The sequence below is a fragment of the Aeromonas rivuli genome, assembly GCF_000820045.1.
GTDB lineage: Bacteria > Pseudomonadota > Gammaproteobacteria > Enterobacterales > Aeromonadaceae > Aeromonas > Aeromonas rivuli.
This window is the reverse complement of sequence record NZ_CDBJ01000062.1, coordinates 106744-120760: the sequence shown is the minus strand read 5'-3', so window position 1 is coordinate 120760 and position 14017 is coordinate 106744. Positions and strand designations below refer to the sequence as shown.

Genomic DNA, 14017 nt, shown 5'->3' with positions numbered 1-14017 from the left:
GATTCACTAGAGCCTATACAGCGGGGGGATCCCCTCTCTCTGGCCAATCGGGCCCTGCGAGATTTCCTGCTGTCACAGCCCATGACAGAAACGAAGGCTAATAACTAAAAGTTTGTTAGTATTAGTTGAAGTCGTCTTTAGAGCCTAACACCATGAAACTCCAACAGTTGCGCTATATCGTGGAAGTTGCCAACCACAGATTGAACGTGTCGGCGACGGCGGAGAGCCTGTATACCTCTCAACCGGGGATCAGCAAGCAGGTTCGCATGCTCGAAGATGAGCTGGGAATTCAGATATTTGAACGCAGCGGCAAGCATCTGACCCAGATCACGCCGGCCGGGCGGGACGTGATCAAGATTGCTAACGAGATCCTCGGCAAGGTGGAGGGCATCAAGTCGGTGGCGAGCCAGCATACCCACCCTGAGCAGGGGACCTTGCACATTGCCACCACTCACACCCAGGCCCGTTATGCCCTGCCTGATGTGATCAAGGGCTTTATCAAGCGTTTCCCCAAGGTCTCCTTGCACATGCATCAGGGCACCCCGACCCAGATCAGTGAGGCCGTGGTGAAAGGGTTGGCGGATTTTGCCATCGCCACCGAGGCGCTGCACCTCTATGAAGATCTCATCATGCTGCCCTGCTATCACTGGAACCGCAGCGTGATAGTGCCTCGTGGTCATCCGCTGACCCAGGTGAGCAAGATCTCCATCGCCGATATTGCCCACTACCCCTTGGTCACCTATGTGTTTGGTTTTACCGGCCGATCCGAGCTCGACACCGCCTTTAACCGCGCCGGTTTCGAGCCAAATATCGTCTTCACCGCCACGGATGCCGATGTGATCAAGACCTATGTTCGCCTCGGGGTTGGCATCGGCGTCATGGCCACCATGGCTCTGGACAAACAGACGGACACGGATCTGGTGGCGCTGGATGCCAGCCACCTCTTTGCTCACAGCACCACCAAGATTGGTTTTCGCAAGGGCTCCTTCCTGCGCACCTACATGTACGACTTCATGACCCGCTTCGCGCCGCATCTGACCAGAGATGTGGTCGAGAAGGCCATCGCCATGCGCTCCAGTGACGACGTGGATGCCATGTTTGCCAACATCGATCTGCCGGTTCGCTAACGGGGACTGGCACTTTAACGATGACCAAGTAAAAAGAGCTGTAACGGACTATCTCATGCGCAATAAAAACGCCTCCCATCGGAGGCGTTTTTATTGCGTGGTGCAAGAGCGGGGGGTTATTTCTTCAGCATGTGGTCGAGCTTGTTCGCCTTGGTGGCGAGATAAAACTCGTTGTGGGGATTGCGCCCCTCTTGCAGTGGCACCCGCTCGGTGACGGGGATGCCGAAACTCTCCATCGCCTTGACCTTGCGTGGATTATTGGTCATCAGACGCAGACTCTTGATCTCGAGTGCCTTGAGCATGTCGGCGCAGATAGTGTAATCGCGCATGTCCGCAGCAAAGCCCAGGGCCACATTGGCCTCGACCGTATCGGCGCCTTGATCCTGCAGATGATAGGCTCGGATCTTGTTGAGCAGGCCGATCCCCCGTCCTTCCTGGCGCACATAGAGGAGCACGCCCCGACCGGCTTCGGCAATATGCTGCAGCGCGGCCTGCAGCTGAAAACCACAGTCGCAGCGCAAGCTGAACAGGGCATCACCGGTGAGACACTCGGAATGAATGCGGCCGAGGACGGGTTCATCACCGCTGACATCGCCCATCATCAGGGCGGCATGATCTTTACCTGTGCCAACTTCCTGGAAGCCCACCAGGGTGAAGGTGCCCCAAGGGGTCGGCAATTTGGATTTGGCCACGAGAGTAATGCTACTCATGGGGTACTCCTTAACAACGAGGACGCGAAAAAAGGGGATCAGTTTAGCGCGCCTCGGGCTCCGCGACCATCAGAACCCGTCGGGAAGAGTCTGAATCCCCAGAAGAAACCTTGTACACAAAAACCTCAGTTACGACAGCTTTTACGCGGAACTGTGCGTTGGCGACTGCCAGCGACCTCACATTTGGGTATACTCTGCGCCCATTACCTCATCCCCGCCGGGATGATGCGCAACATCAAGTGCAGGAGATATGTTATGTCCCAAATGGCCCCCGTAATGACAGTCGATGGCCCGAGCGGTGCCGGTAAAGGCACCCTGTGCCAACTGCTGGCCGAACAGCTGGGCTGGCAGCTGCTGGATTCCGGTGCCATCTACCGGGTACTCGCCCTGGCGGCGCTGCATCATGATGTGGAGCTCGAGAGTGAAGCGGCGCTGGTCCCCCTGGCCGCCAATCTGGATGTGCAGTTTCCGGTCGAAAATGGCCACATGAAGGTGGTGCTGGAGGGCGAAGACGTCTCCCGCACCATACGCACCGAGACGGTGGGTAATGCGGCCAGCAAGGTTGCCGCTTTCCCGCGAGTGCGTGAAGCCCTGCTGCGCCGCCAGCGCGCATTTCGTCAGACCCCGGGCCTCATCGCCGATGGCCGCGACATGGGCACTGTGGTTTTCCCCGAAGCAGAGATCAAGATTTTCCTTGACGCAAGCGCCGAGGAGCGGGCCCAGCGCCGCTATAAGCAGTTGCAAGATAAGGGCTTTGATGTTAACTTTGAGCGTCTTTTAACCGAGATTCAGGAACGTGATGACCGCGACAGAAATCGCGCCGTAGCGCCACTGAAAGCGGCTGAAGATGCCCTGGTGGTGGATTCCACCGCGCTGACCATAGAGGAAGTACTGGCAACGGTATTATCCTATGCAAAGCAACAACTCAATGATGTCAGCTCACGCTGACATCAGTCGTCTGCGCCAAGGATGGAGCAGATTATTTCAAACAACCCCGCTGGTGCCGGATTGCTAGTGGATGTTTCATTTGTGACACAAACAATGATCGAATCTTTTGCTCAACTCTTTGAAGAGTCCCTGAATTCCGTTGAAACCCGTCAAGGTTCCATCGTTAAGGGTACCGTCGTTGGTATCAAGAACGGTTTCGTACTGGTTGATGCCGGTCTGAAATCCGAGTCTGCCATTCCTGCTGAAGAATTCAAGAACGCCCTGGGCGAGCTGGAAATCAACGTAGGTGACACTGTCGACGTAGCTCTGGACTCTATCGAAGATGGTTTCGGCGAAACCAAGCTGTCCCGCGAAAAAGCCAAGCGCCACGAAGCCTGGCTGCAGCTTGAGAAGGCTTACGAAGAGCAAGCTACCGTTATCGGTATCATCAACGGCAAGGTCAAGGGTGGTTTCACCGTTGAACTGAATGGCATCCGTGCCTTCCTGCCGGGTTCTCTGGTTGACGTGCGTCCGATCCGTGACACCGCTCACCTGGAAAACAAAGAACTCGAGTTCAAGGTCATCAAGCTGGACCAGAAGCGCAACAACGTTGTGGTTTCCCGTCGTGCCGTGATCGAAACCGAGAACACCTCCGAGCGCGAAAGCCTGCTGGCCAACCTGCAAGAAGGTCAAGAAGTTAAGGGTATCGTTAAGAACCTGACCGACTACGGTGCATTCGTAGATCTGGGCGGTGTTGACGGCCTGCTGCACATCACCGACATGGCGTGGAAGCGCGTTAAGCATCCTTCCGAAATCGTCAACGTTGGCGACGAGATCTCCGTCAAGGTACTGAAGTTTGACCGCGAGCGTACCCGTGTATCCCTGGGTCTGAAGCAGCTGGGCGAAGATCCCTGGGTTGCTATCGCCAAGCGTTACCCGGAGACCACCCGTCTGTCCGGCCGCGTGACCAACCTGACCGACTACGGCTGCTTCGTTGAAATCGAAGAAGGCGTTGAAGGCCTGGTACACGTTTCCGAGATGGATTGGACCAACAAAAACATCCACCCGTCCAAAGTTGTCAACGTTGGCGACCTGGTAGATGTCATGGTCTTGGATATCGACGAAGAACGTCGTCGTATCTCCCTGGGTCTGAAGCAGTGCAAATCCAACCCGTGGCAGCTGTTTGCCGAAACTCACGCCAAAGGCGACCGTGTTTCCGGCAAGATCAAGTCCATCACTGACTTCGGTATCTTCATCGGTCTGGATGGCGGCATCGACGGCCTGGTTCACCTGTCTGACATCTCCTGGAACAACCAGGGCGAAGAAGCCGTGCGTGAATTCAAGAAAGGCGACGAGATCGAAGCCGTTGTTCTGCAAGTGGATCCAGAGCGCGAGCGCATCTCCCTGGGCGTCAAGCAGATCGAAGAAGACCCGTTCAACAAGTACCTGGCTGACAACAAGAAAGGTGCTATTGTGATCGGTAAGGTTACCGAGGTTGATGCCAAAGGTGCCGTGATCGAACTGGCTGACGGCGTTGAAGGCTACCTGCGTGCCTCCGATGCAGCCCGTGACCGCGTAGAAGACGCGACGCTGGTTCTGTCTGTTGGTGACGAAGTTGAAGCCAAATTCATGGGTGTTGATCGTAAGAACCGCACCGTTAGCCTGTCCGTCCGTGCTAAGGACGAAGCTGACGAGCGCGTTGCTATCGATAGCCTGAACCAACAAGAAGAAGTTGTGTTCAGCAATGCTATGATGGAAGCGTTCAAAGCAGCCAAGGGTGAGTAATCCTTGATGCGAGAAAAGGGCGGCATCACGCCGCCCTTTTTTATTTTGACGTCATGAATATTGCATGTGATCGGGGAAGGAGATTTAACGTTATGACCAAATCAGATCTCATCGAACAACTGGCTGCGAGCCGCATGCATATGCCGGCTAAGGATGTTGAGGCCGCTATCAAGGAGATCCTTGAGCAGATGGCATCGACTTTACAAAACGGCGATCGGATTGAAATTCGCGGTTTTGGCAGCTTTTCTCTGCACTATCGTGCTCCGCGGGTCGGGCGAAATCCCAAGACTGGCGACAAGGTGGAATTGACGGGCAAATACGTCCCGCACTTCAAACCGGGTAAAGAGTTACGCGAACGCGTCAACCTCGTTGAATAATGCAGAAAACGGCATACCTGAGTATGCCTTTTTTGTTTTTGTCCCTTTAATTGTGCCAATTCACTTGTTTCTGAAAGTCTTTTCCCTTTCTCTCTAGAGTCTGCCGTGGATTTTAAGGATAATCATCAGGTCTTTTTCGATACTGACAGGAAGATCCTATGAAGCGTATCTTGGCCCTTATCCCGCTGGTGTTGGTCTTTATCTTCACCCTGGCCCTCGGCTCACAGAATGGTCAGTTGGTGCAATTCAACTATCTGATTGCCCAAGGCGAGTTTTCCCTTTCCCTCTTGCTTGGCCTCTTTTTTGGTACCGGCTTCCTGCTTGGCTGGCTGGTCTTTGGCCTCTTGTTCCTGCGCCTCAAGCTGCAGAATCGCACCTTGAATCGCACCGTGCGTCGGCAATCTCGCCAGTTAGAACTAGCCACTGCATCGGACAAGGGGTCCGGTAAGGAATAACGTTCCTCCATGCTTGAACTGCTTTTCCTGTTGTTACCCATCGCAGCCGGTTACGGCTGGTATATGGGGCGCAGGAGTGTTCGCCAGGACACCCAGAAACAGAGCAACCAGTTTTCCCGCCAGTATGTGGCGGGCCTTAACTATTTGCTCTCCGACGAGTCTGACAAGGCCGTCGATCTCTTCATTCAGTTGCTTGAAGTCGACAGCGACACCATCGAAACCCATCTCTCCCTCGGCAATCTGTTTCGCCAGCGTGGGGAGGTCGATCGCGCCATCAAGATCCACCAGAATTTGGTCAGTCGCGAGCTGACGCGCGAACAGCGCCAGCTTGCCCTGCAGGAGCTGGCGCGGGATTTTCTGGCTGCCGGTCTGCTCGACAGGGCTGAAGCCATCTGGGTTGAGCTGTGCGAGGATGGTGATTTCGAGGAGACGGCGCTCACCCAGTTGCTGATCATTCATCAACAGCTGCGGGATTGGCAGCAGGCTATTCTGGTTGCCCAGCGTCTGCAAAAATTCCCCGGCAAGAAGCTGGCCGAGCCCATCTCCCATTTCCATTGCGAACTGGCTGAGCAGGCACTGATGGATGGCGACCTGAGTGAGGGGCGTGCTCGTCTGAAGAAGGCATTGGGGGTCAATCCCCATTGCGCTCGAGCCAGCCTGCGTTTGGCCAAGCTGGACATGGAGGAGGGCGATTACCTGCAGGCGAGCCGCGAACTGCTGCGCGTCTTCGAGCAGGATATCGATTTTGCCTCCGAAGCCATGCCACTGCTGAGCGACTGTTATGAAAAGCTGGGCCGCAGTGCCGAGCTTATCCCGTTGCTTGAGAAAGCGGTGGAAGATCACGCAGGGGTGAGTGTCACCCTGGCGCTGGCCAAGCTGGTGGGAGAGCGTGATGGCCTGAACCAGGCTCGTGCCCTGGTATTGCGGCAATTGCGCCGCCACCCCTCCATGAAGGGGTTCTACCAGCTGGTAGGCTTCCAGCTTGCCAGTGCGGAGCCAGGCCCCGCCAAGGAGAGCCTGGAGCTGTTACAGCAGTTGGTCGGCGAACAGATCAAAACAAAATCAACCCACAAGTGCCGCCAGTGTGGCTTTGCCACCCACTCCTTGTTCTGGCAATGTCCCTCCTGCCGGCAGTGGGGCTCCATCAAGCCGATCCGTGGTCTGGACGGTGAATAACCTATAGGAAGAGAGATGCTAGATCCCAAAGTTCTGGTCGCGCTGGATTATCAGTGTGAAGCCGATGCCCTGGCCTTCGTTGAACGGGTCTCACCGACCCAGTGCCGCCTCAAGGTGGGCAAGGAGATGTTCACGCTGTTTGGCCCCCAGTTCGTGCGTCAGCTGGTTGCCAAGGGCTTCGACGTCTTCCTGGATCTGAAGTTTCACGACATCCCCAATACGGTTGCCAAGGCCGTTGCGGCCAGTGCCGAACTGGGTGTCTGGATGGTGAACGTGCATGCCAGCGGGGGAGAGCGCATGATGCGGGCCGCCAAAGCAGCCCTCGTGCCTTATGGCGATAAAGCGCCGTTGCTCATTGGCGTGACGGTACTGACCAGCATGGAACAAGAGGATTTGCAGGGCATTGGTCTGGATATCAGCCCGGCCGAACAGGTGCTGCGCCTGGCTCGCCTCGCCAGGGCATCCGGGCTCGATGGAGTGGTCTGTTCTGCCAATGAAGCGAGGGAGTTGAAGGCCGAGCTGGGGGATGATTTTACCTTGGTGACGCCAGGAATACGCCCTCTGGGCGCGGCACAGGGCGATCAGCGCCGGGTGATGACGCCCCGTGAGGCAGTGGCTGCGGGGGCGGACTATCTGGTGATTGGGCGTCCGATCACCCAATCGGCCGATCCGGCCCTGACCCTTGCAGAAATCAACGACGATCTCGCCAGCCGCTGAGCAAGAGCGTGAGCAGGCCAAGTACCAGGCCTGCTCCCGCACCGACCAGATGTGACCCTATGTGTACCTTGGCCCCGATCAGCATGGCGGCCGGACCATCCCCCCCGGAGTAGTGATCCAGTCCCAGTTTGATGGCAATCCCCAGCAGCATGAGCCAGCCCGAATGACGGCGGTGGCGAATGTCTTGAATGGCCCCCCAAACGAAGAGCCCATGCAGCATGCCGGACAGACCCATGTACCATTGGGTGTGCGGATAGCCATACCACAGGCCCAGGCCCACGGCGAGACTGAGCACTGCCAGCAGCCGCGGCAAGACCCAGCCCTGCAGGTAATCACAGAACAAGGCGTAGAGCACCAGCAGGCCGGCGAGGTTGAGCAGCAGGTGCCACAGATTGGTGTGAGCCAGATTGCCTGTTATGATGCGCCACCCTTCTCCCTGAGCTATCAGCGTCCGGTTGAAGGCGATGAGATCGTTTGGCACGGTAAAGAAGAGGATCAGGCAGGCGAGTGAAAGCGTGATGAGCCAGAATAGCCCGGATTTGACTGACAACATGAAAGGGCCCAACGAAGAAAACAGTCGCTACTGTACACGCTGCGTCCGCGCCCTCAAAGCCTGTCTATGCGAATATATTCATCCCGTGGTGAATCGGACCCCCTGGTCATTTTGCAACACCCGAGTGAGGTGGGGCATCCCAAGGGTACCGCGTCCCTGCTGGCCGCCAGCCTGACCGAGGCCCAGATCTGGGTCGGGGAGACGTTCAGCGAGCACCCGGCACTGATGCAGTTGCTGGCCACTCGTCCCTGCTATCTGCTCTGGCCCGATGAACAGGCCCGGCCTCTGGCCGAGTTGCGTGCCTTGCCCCCGACCTCAGCCCAGGGAGAGCCTTGCTTCCTGCTGCTCGATGGCACCTGGCGCAAGGCTTATAAAATGCTCTGTCTGAACCCGGCGCTGGCCGCCTTGCCGCGCATTGCCCTCGCCACCGCCCAAGGCCAGTACCTTATCCGCAAAAAGCCTTTTGCCACGGCCTTGTCGACCCTGGAGGCGGGCTATCATCTGTTATCGCAATGGGAGGGCGACCCGGCCAAATATGCCCCCTTGCCGAGCCTGTTCCATCGTCTCAACGAGCAGTGGCTCTCCTATTCGACGCGCAAGCCAGCGGCCCTGCGCCCTTAAGAGGATCTATCAAGTGAGAAAAGCAGTTGTGGTGTTCAGTGGCGGTCAGGACAGTACCACCTGTCTGGTACAGGCCAAGGCGCAATATGACGAGGTTCACGCCATTACCTTCGACTATGGCCAGCGCCATCTGGCGGAAATTGAGACGGCCCGCACCCTATCCAAGGTGCTGGGCGTGGCTGCCCACAAGGTGATGGATGTCACCTTGCTGGGGGAGTTGGCCATATCGGCCCTGACCCGGGACGATATTCCGGTCAGCGGCGAGTTGCAGGACAATGGCTTGCCCAACACCTTCGTGCCGGGCCGTAACATACTCTTCCTGACCCTGGCGGCCATCTATGCCTATCAAGTGGGCGCGGAGGCGGTGATCACTGGGGTCTGCGAGACGGATTTCTCCGGTTATCCCGATTGCCGCGATGAGTTCGTCAAGGCGCTTAACCATGCGGTGGCGCTGGGACTGGATCGTGGCTTGCGTTTCGAGACGCCCTTGATGTGGCTCGACAAGGCCGAGACCTGGGCGCTCGCCGATACGTTCGGCCAGCTGAACCTGGTGCGCGAACAAACATTGACGTGCTACAACGGCCTGATTGGCGATGGCTGTGGGACTTGTCCCGCCTGCATACTGCGCCGCCGTGGTCTGGATCAGTATCTGGCTGATCGGGCAGGCGTCAGCCTGCGTCTGCAACACAAACAGGGGCGCTAGCCTTATTCACCCCGCACGGGGTCACAGTGATTGGTAACCAGTAGTTTTATGATGCTCTACCCGATTAACGAAATTTTTCAGACCATACAGGGGGAGGGGGTGTTCACTGGCCTGCCCGCTATCTTCGTGCGCCTGCAGGGCTGTCCCGTCGGCTGCCCCTGGTGTGACACCCGTCATACCTGGGTGGTGGATCCGGCGCGCCAGGTGCCGGTCAGCCAGGTGCTGGATTGCTCTAACGAATCCGATGGTTGGAGCCCGATGAGCGGCGCCCAGATATTGGCCAGTTTTGCCGAGCTGGGTTATCGGGCCAAGCACGTGGTGATCACCGGAGGGGAACCCTGCCTCTATGATCTGAACGAGCTCAGCGAGACCCTGCACCAGGCCGGTTATCAGCTGCAGATAGAAACGAGCGGTACCAGCGAGGTGCTGACCCATCCGGCGACCTGGGTCACCGTATCCCCTAAAATAGGGATGGCTGGCGGCTTGACTGTGTTGCCCAACGCCTTGGCCAGGGCCAATGAAATCAAGCATCCTGTGGCCATGATGCGACATGTCGAGGAGCTGGATACCCTGCTCGCCGGCGCCCAGCTGCGCGAGGATGTGGTGATCGCGCTGCAACCCATCAGCCAGAAACCCAGGGCAACCCAGCTTGCCATGGCGGTCTGTATTGAACGTAATTGGCGCCTCTCTATCCAGACTCATAAATATCTGGAAATCGATTAAATGACCGGCTTGCCTGACGAACAGATATTGCTGACTCTGGCCACGCCAATGCCTTATGGCAAATATCGGGGGCGCAGGCTCATCGATTTGCCTGAACCTTATCTGGTGTGGATGGCGCGGAGTGGATTTCCGGCTGGCTCTCTGGGGCAATCACTGGCATTGGCGTATGAGATAAAATTAAATGGGCTCGAGTCCATGATACTACCCATCATCGATAGGATATCAGTATGAGAATATATACCCGGCAAGGCGACAAGGGGATGACCCGATTGGCAGATGGTAGCCGCATTGCCAAAAGTCATCAGAGAGTGGCCAGTTATGGCGACATAGATGAATTAAATTCTCATATAGGTCTTCTTGCTGCGAAAATAACCGATCAGCAACCTCAGGTATTAGCCGAGCTGACCCTCATTCAGCAGGAGTTGTTTGACCTAGGAGGTGAATTGGCATTTTCGAGTGAGGCGCAGTCGAGTGCTATTTGGCAGGTCAGGGAGGAGTGGACGACGCGACTGGAATCCCAGATCGATCATTACACTGAACAATTAGCGCCGCTGCGCCAGTTTATTCTACCCGGCGGATCTGAAGCGGCTGCCCTGGCCCATGTGGTACGGACACTGACGCGGCGCTGTGAGCGACAGCTGCTTGTCCTGGCTGAACAGGAGCAGATCAACCCTGCCGTCATCCCCTACGTCAACCGGCTCAGCGACTGGTTCTTTACCCTGGCTCGCTACCTGGTCTGCCAAGAGGGCAAGCCGGAAGTGCATTGGATTAAAGCGGCAGACAGGTAAATACCCAGATGGTTCTGACGACAGAGTGAGCAGCCTTGTCTGGAGCAAAAAAAAACCTCGCCATGCGAGGTTTTTTTTAGGGAATGCCTGGATAAATCAGATAGCGAAATCTGCCAGGGATTTACCTGCTTCAACGGCCTTGGCGATAGCGGAAGGCATACGACCCTGACCGGTCCAAGTTTTCTCGACACCGTTATCATCATAACGGTATTTCGGCGGACGCGGAGCGCGCTTGCTGCCTTTAGCCGGTTCGGCGGAAGGAGCCGTGCTAACCAATTCAGCCGGGTCAATCCCCGCGGCTTTCAGCATTTCGGTATATTCATTGATTTTACGCTGACGCTCTTCGCGAGCTTGACGATCGACGGCTTCATCTTGCTGACGTTCAGCAACGATGGCGGAGAATTTCTCCAGCCCTTCTTCCAGTTGTTCCAGAGTCAGCTCACGGCAAGCGGCACGCAGGCTACGGATATTCAGCAGTACTTTCAGAAATTCAGTCATAGTGGTTACCATGCGAGCAAGAAAGGGATAAATATTGGATAACTATTTTCTGGTAATTTATACGTCAGGACGACATTAAGTCAAGTCGAGAGAATTAATAAATAATTGCCTGAAATTAAGATCATTATTTTTTAATCCCTGTCGACGGGTTAATTAGGGTGAGAAACCTCATCAAGGTGGGTGTCAGGTTAAAATCTCGTCAGATCTTTCCTCCGTGATATCTCTCACTGCCATTGCGCGGAAAAATTTGATTCGAATGAGTATTAAATCAAAAAACTTGATATAAAATGTCAGCACGATAAAATGCCCGCCGAATACCTTTTAAGTAGAGGCGCGCTGCCTATAACTACTCATGCGGAGGGTGATGCCTGTGAAGCATGAGGAAAGGAGCCAGCGCCGAAGTGATCATGCCATCATGCAGGGTCGCTGGGACTGCATCGAACAGGTGCAGTACTGCCATAGTCAATCACTATGGAGCGCTACTGAAGGGGCTGAGGAGTAACCCTTCGCGGGCTCATTTTCTTCTTTATCCTCTCGGTAGATCTCCACCTTATGTTGTAGGTGTCAAGAGATCATGGACATTACCCATTACGCCGATTCGGCGTGGTCCCTCATTCCCCCTTTGGCGGCAGTCATACTGGCCGTCACGACCCGCAAGGTGCTGCTCTCCCTCGGCGTCGGCATCGTGCTGGGCTGCTTGCTGGTAAATCAGTTTGCCCCCCTGGCCAGTGCCGAGTATCTCGGCCAGGTGGCCAAGGGGATATTCTGGGCTGACGGCGCCTTGAATGGCTGGAACGTCAATATACTGATATTCCTGCTGCTACTGGGCGGCATCATCAGTCTGCTGACGGTGTCGGGCGCGACCCTGGCATTTGCAGAATGGGCGGCGCAGCGTATCCAGGACCGACGGGGGGCCAAGCTGCTGACCGGCCTGCTGGTGTTCCTGTTCTTCATCGATGACTATTTTCACAGTCTGTCGGTGGGCACCATCTGCCGTCCGCTGACCGATCGCTTCAATATCTCCCGGGCCAAGCTGGCCTATCTGCTTGATTCAACCGCCGCCCCTGTCTGTGTGTTGATGCCGATCTCCTCCTGGGGGGCTTATATCATCGCCCTCATCGGCGGCATCTTGACGGCCCATGGTATCCAGGATCAGAGTCCCATTTCTGCCTTCGTGCAGATGATCCCCATGAACTTCTATGCCCTGTTCACCCTGGCCATGGTATTGGTGGTGATAGTGTTCCAGCTCGACATCGGTCCCATGCGTGAGCATGAGCAGCGCGCCCTCAAAGGGCAGTTGTGGGATCCGGCCAAGGGTGTGCCCCCCGGCAGCAGCGGCGATCTGCCGGTCTCCAGTCGCGGCCGGGTCATCGATCTGGTGTTGCCTATCCTGACCCTGACCGCGTCCACCGTCTATTTCATGATGGCCACAGGGGCTGTAGCCCTGGCCGAGAAAGGACTGCCGTTCGGGGTGCTGGGCGCGTTCGAGAATACCGATGTGGGTGCCTCTCTGGTCAATGGCGGCCTGTGCGGGCTTGGGGTGGCCGTGGTGCTGACTCTGCGCATGGGACTGAGCCTGCGCACCTGGCTCGAGGTCATCAAGCACGGCGTCATGGCCATGCTGCCCGCCATCTATATTCTGGTGTTTGCCTGGGCCATCGGTGCTGTCATCCGCGATGTGGAGACCGGTAAATATCTGGCTTCCCTGGCCCAGAGCGGGCTCCCCATCGAGTTGCTGCCCGTGGTGATGTTCTGCCTCTCCGGCGCCATGGCGTTTGCCACCGGCACCAGCTGGGGTACCTTCGGTATCATGCTGCCTCTGGCCGGTGATATGGCTGCTGCCAGCGAGATAAGCATGATGTTGCCGATGCTTTCTGCGGTGCTGGCCGGGGCCGTATTTGGCGATCACTGTTCACCGATATCGGACACCACCATCCTCTCCTCCACGGGGGCCGGTTGCCATCATATCGACCACGTGATGACGCAGCTGCCCTATGCGCTGACCATCGCCATCGGCGCTGCCTTCGGCTACCTGGTGCTGGGGCTGACCCACTCGGTCGGCGCAGGTTTTGTCACCAGCGGCGTCTGGTTCCTTGGGGTGACACTCTTCTACCTGAGAGCCAATCAGAAGGCGGCAGCCACCGCCTGATGAATGATGAGGGGCCTGCGGGCCCCTTTGTTTTTGACGCCATGCTGCGTTAGCATGCGCGCCATAAATTGGTATCGGAGCAGGCATGGCCTCACTACATTACAAATTCGCCGCGATGAATTCGGGCAAATCCACCCAGTTGATCCAGGCACACTTCAACTATCTCGAGCGGGGCATGCACCCTCTGGCCATGACGCCAGCCATTGATGACAGATCCGGACTCGGGGTGATCAGCGCCAGGGTCGGGTTGACGTTAAAGGTGGAGGTGTTTAGCGACAGCTGCGATCTGTTCGAGATGGTCAAGGCTCGCCATGCGGAGCAGGCCATCGATGTGTTCATCGTCGATGAGGCGCAATTTCTCACCAAGGAGCAGGTCTATCAGCTGGCCCGGGTGGTGGATGAGGCGGGTATTCCCGTGATTGCCTATGGCCTCAAGATTGATTTTCGTGCCGAGCTGTTCCCGGGCTCCTACCATCTGCTCTGTCTGGCCGACAAGGTGGAAGAGCTCAAGAGCATCTGCTGGTGTGGCAACAAGGCGCACATGAATGCCAGGGTCAATGCCGATGGTCAGGTGGTGCGGGATGGCGCTCAGGTGGAGATAGGGGGCAATGCCCGTTATGTCTCCCTGTGCCGCAAGCACTATCTGGCTGGCCGGGCATTTCGTTAAGTTCAGCTAGTGCAGGCTTGAATTAGGATGAAAAGGGCCCG

The 14017-nt window shown here is 56.6% G+C and carries 16 protein-coding genes, 1 pseudogene and 1 riboswitch; of the genes and pseudogenes, 14 read left to right on the top strand and 3 right to left on the bottom strand.

Going from position 1 to position 14017, the window contains the following annotated elements:
- Positions 1 to 152: 152 nt before the first annotated feature.
- The gene (gene cysB / locus BN1130_RS14990) at positions 153 to 1127 is read left to right on the top strand and encodes an HTH-type transcriptional regulator CysB (RefSeq protein WP_042042922.1); all 975 of its coding nucleotides are present in this window, start codon (positions 153 to 155) and stop codon (positions 1125 to 1127) included.
- Positions 1128 to 1243: 116 nt separating this feature from the next.
- On the opposite strand, the gene ribA is transcribed toward cysB, so the two are convergent.
- Positions 1244 to 1837, bottom strand: coding sequence for a GTP cyclohydrolase II (gene ribA / locus BN1130_RS14985; RefSeq protein ID WP_042042921.1), 594 nt, complete (start codon positions 1835 to 1837; stop codon positions 1244 to 1246).
- A gap of 255 nt (positions 1838 to 2092) precedes the next feature.
- On the opposite strand from ribA, the gene cmk reads away from it, so the two are divergent.
- The 6 genes from cmk (at position 2093) to pyrF (ending at position 7274) form a co-directional block, all read left to right on the top strand.
- Positions 2093 to 2785 carry a (d)CMP kinase gene (gene cmk / locus BN1130_RS14980; RefSeq protein ID WP_042042920.1) on the top strand — a complete coding sequence of 231 codons (693 nt, stop codon included), beginning with the start codon at positions 2093 to 2095 and terminating at the stop codon, positions 2783 to 2785.
- Positions 2786 to 2878: 93 nt separating this feature from the next.
- Entirely contained in the window at positions 2879 to 4549 is a 1671-nt protein-coding gene (rpsA, locus tag BN1130_RS14975; protein ID WP_042042919.1) for a 30S ribosomal protein S1, read from the top strand.
- Positions 4550 to 4641: 92 nt separating this feature from the next.
- Positions 4642 to 4926 (top strand): integration host factor subunit beta, encoded by a 285-nt coding sequence (gene ihfB / locus BN1130_RS14970; RefSeq protein ID WP_005908129.1) that lies wholly within the window; start codon positions 4642 to 4644, stop codon positions 4924 to 4926.
- A 158-nt stretch (positions 4927 to 5084) separates the two neighbouring features.
- Positions 5085 to 5381 carry a LapA family protein gene (locus tag BN1130_RS14965; protein ID WP_005908128.1) on the top strand — a complete coding sequence of 99 codons (297 nt, stop codon included), beginning with the start codon at positions 5085 to 5087 and terminating at the stop codon, positions 5379 to 5381.
- Positions 5382 to 5390: 9 nt separating this feature from the next.
- Entirely contained in the window at positions 5391 to 6557 is a 1167-nt protein-coding gene (lapB, locus tag BN1130_RS14960; RefSeq protein WP_042042918.1) for a lipopolysaccharide assembly protein LapB, read from the top strand.
- A 15-nt stretch (positions 6558 to 6572) separates the two neighbouring features.
- The gene (pyrF, locus tag BN1130_RS14955) at positions 6573 to 7274 is read left to right on the top strand and encodes an orotidine-5'-phosphate decarboxylase (RefSeq protein WP_042042917.1); all 702 of its coding nucleotides are present in this window, start codon (positions 6573 to 6575) and stop codon (positions 7272 to 7274) included.
- Here the strand turns inward: pyrF and rrtA are convergent.
- A complete protein-coding gene (rrtA, locus tag BN1130_RS14950; RefSeq protein ID WP_042042915.1) occupies positions 7249 to 7827 on the bottom strand; it encodes a rhombosortase in 579 nt (192 codons plus the stop codon). The two genes, pyrF and rrtA, sit on opposite strands and share 26 nt — an antisense overlap.
- On the opposite strand from rrtA, the pseudogene BN1130_RS14945 reads away from it, so the two are divergent.
- The 5 genes and pseudogenes from BN1130_RS14945 (at position 7793) to BN1130_RS14925 (ending at position 10662) form a co-directional block, all read left to right on the top strand.
- Positions 7793 to 8448, top strand: a pseudogene (locus tag BN1130_RS14945) (tRNA-uridine aminocarboxypropyltransferase). The gene rrtA and the pseudogene BN1130_RS14945 sit on opposite strands and share 35 nt — an antisense overlap.
- A gap of 13 nt (positions 8449 to 8461) precedes the next feature.
- Positions 8462 to 9151 (top strand): 7-cyano-7-deazaguanine synthase QueC, encoded by a 690-nt coding sequence (gene queC / locus BN1130_RS14940; protein ID WP_042042914.1) that lies wholly within the window; start codon positions 8462 to 8464, stop codon positions 9149 to 9151.
- A gap of 51 nt (positions 9152 to 9202) precedes the next feature.
- The gene (gene queE, locus BN1130_RS14935) at positions 9203 to 9874 is read left to right on the top strand and encodes a 7-carboxy-7-deazaguanine synthase QueE (RefSeq protein WP_042042929.1); all 672 of its coding nucleotides are present in this window, start codon (positions 9203 to 9205) and stop codon (positions 9872 to 9874) included.
- Positions 9875 to 10105, top strand: coding sequence for a DUF3820 family protein (locus tag BN1130_RS14930; protein ID WP_042042913.1), 231 nt, complete (start codon positions 9875 to 9877; stop codon positions 10103 to 10105). It abuts the gene before it with no gap.
- The gene (locus tag BN1130_RS14925; RefSeq protein ID WP_042042912.1) at positions 10102 to 10662 is read left to right on the top strand and encodes a cob(I)yrinic acid a,c-diamide adenosyltransferase; all 561 of its coding nucleotides are present in this window, start codon (positions 10102 to 10104) and stop codon (positions 10660 to 10662) included. Before BN1130_RS14930 ends, BN1130_RS14925 begins: the two co-directional genes overlap by 4 nt.
- Positions 10663 to 10758: 96 nt before the next feature.
- On the opposite strand, the gene BN1130_RS14920 is transcribed toward BN1130_RS14925, so the two are convergent.
- Positions 10759 to 11160, bottom strand: a complete 402-nt coding sequence (locus tag BN1130_RS14920) for an H-NS family histone-like protein (protein WP_042042911.1) — start codon at positions 11158 to 11160, stop codon at positions 10759 to 10761.
- 318 nt (positions 11161 to 11478) lie between these two features.
- A riboswitch (Lysine riboswitch) is annotated at positions 11479 to 11650 on the top strand.
- A gap of 84 nt (positions 11651 to 11734) precedes the next feature.
- Between BN1130_RS14920 and BN1130_RS14915 the strand changes: the two genes are divergently transcribed.
- Entirely contained in the window at positions 11735 to 13309 is a 1575-nt protein-coding gene (locus BN1130_RS14915) for a Na+/H+ antiporter NhaC family protein (protein ID WP_042042910.1), read from the top strand.
- 85 nt (positions 13310 to 13394) lie between these two features.
- Positions 13395 to 13976 (top strand): thymidine kinase, encoded by a 582-nt coding sequence (locus tag BN1130_RS14910; RefSeq protein WP_042042909.1) that lies wholly within the window; start codon positions 13395 to 13397, stop codon positions 13974 to 13976.
- Positions 13977 to 14017 lie beyond the last annotated feature (41 nt).

Bases quoted from the DNA above. Each gene is read 5' to 3' on its own strand.
- lapB (WP_042042918.1), top strand. From the start codon at position 5,391: ATGCTTGAACTGCTTTTCCTGTTGTTACCCATCGCAGCCGGTTACGGC.
- cmk (WP_042042920.1), top strand. From the start codon at position 2,093: ATGTCCCAAATGGCCCCCGTAATGACAGTCGATGGCCCGAGCGGTGCC.
- rrtA (WP_042042915.1), bottom strand. From the start codon at position 7,827: ATGTTGTCAGTCAAATCCGGGCTATTCTGGCTCATCACGCTTTCACTC.
- BN1130_RS14925 (WP_042042912.1), top strand. From the start codon at position 10,102: ATGAGAATATATACCCGGCAAGGCGACAAGGGGATGACCCGATTGGCA.
- rpsA (WP_042042919.1), top strand. From the start codon at position 2,879: ATGATCGAATCTTTTGCTCAACTCTTTGAAGAGTCCCTGAATTCCGTT.
- BN1130_RS14965 (WP_005908128.1), top strand. From the start codon at position 5,085: ATGAAGCGTATCTTGGCCCTTATCCCGCTGGTGTTGGTCTTTATCTTC.
- ihfB (WP_005908129.1), top strand. From the start codon at position 4,642: ATGACCAAATCAGATCTCATCGAACAACTGGCTGCGAGCCGCATGCAT.
- cysB (WP_042042922.1), top strand. From the start codon at position 153: ATGAAACTCCAACAGTTGCGCTATATCGTGGAAGTTGCCAACCACAGA.
- queE (WP_042042929.1), top strand. From the start codon at position 9,203: ATGCTCTACCCGATTAACGAAATTTTTCAGACCATACAGGGGGAGGGG.
- BN1130_RS14915 (WP_042042910.1), top strand. From the start codon at position 11,735: ATGGACATTACCCATTACGCCGATTCGGCGTGGTCCCTCATTCCCCCT.
- BN1130_RS14920 (WP_042042911.1), bottom strand. From the start codon at position 11,160: ATGACTGAATTTCTGAAAGTACTGCTGAATATCCGTAGCCTGCGTGCC.
- pyrF (WP_042042917.1), top strand. From the start codon at position 6,573: ATGCTAGATCCCAAAGTTCTGGTCGCGCTGGATTATCAGTGTGAAGCC.
- BN1130_RS14910 (WP_042042909.1), top strand. From the start codon at position 13,395: ATGGCCTCACTACATTACAAATTCGCCGCGATGAATTCGGGCAAATCC.
- ribA (WP_042042921.1), bottom strand. From the start codon at position 1,837: ATGAGTAGCATTACTCTCGTGGCCAAATCCAAATTGCCGACCCCTTGG.
- BN1130_RS14930 (WP_042042913.1), top strand. From the start codon at position 9,875: ATGACCGGCTTGCCTGACGAACAGATATTGCTGACTCTGGCCACGCCA.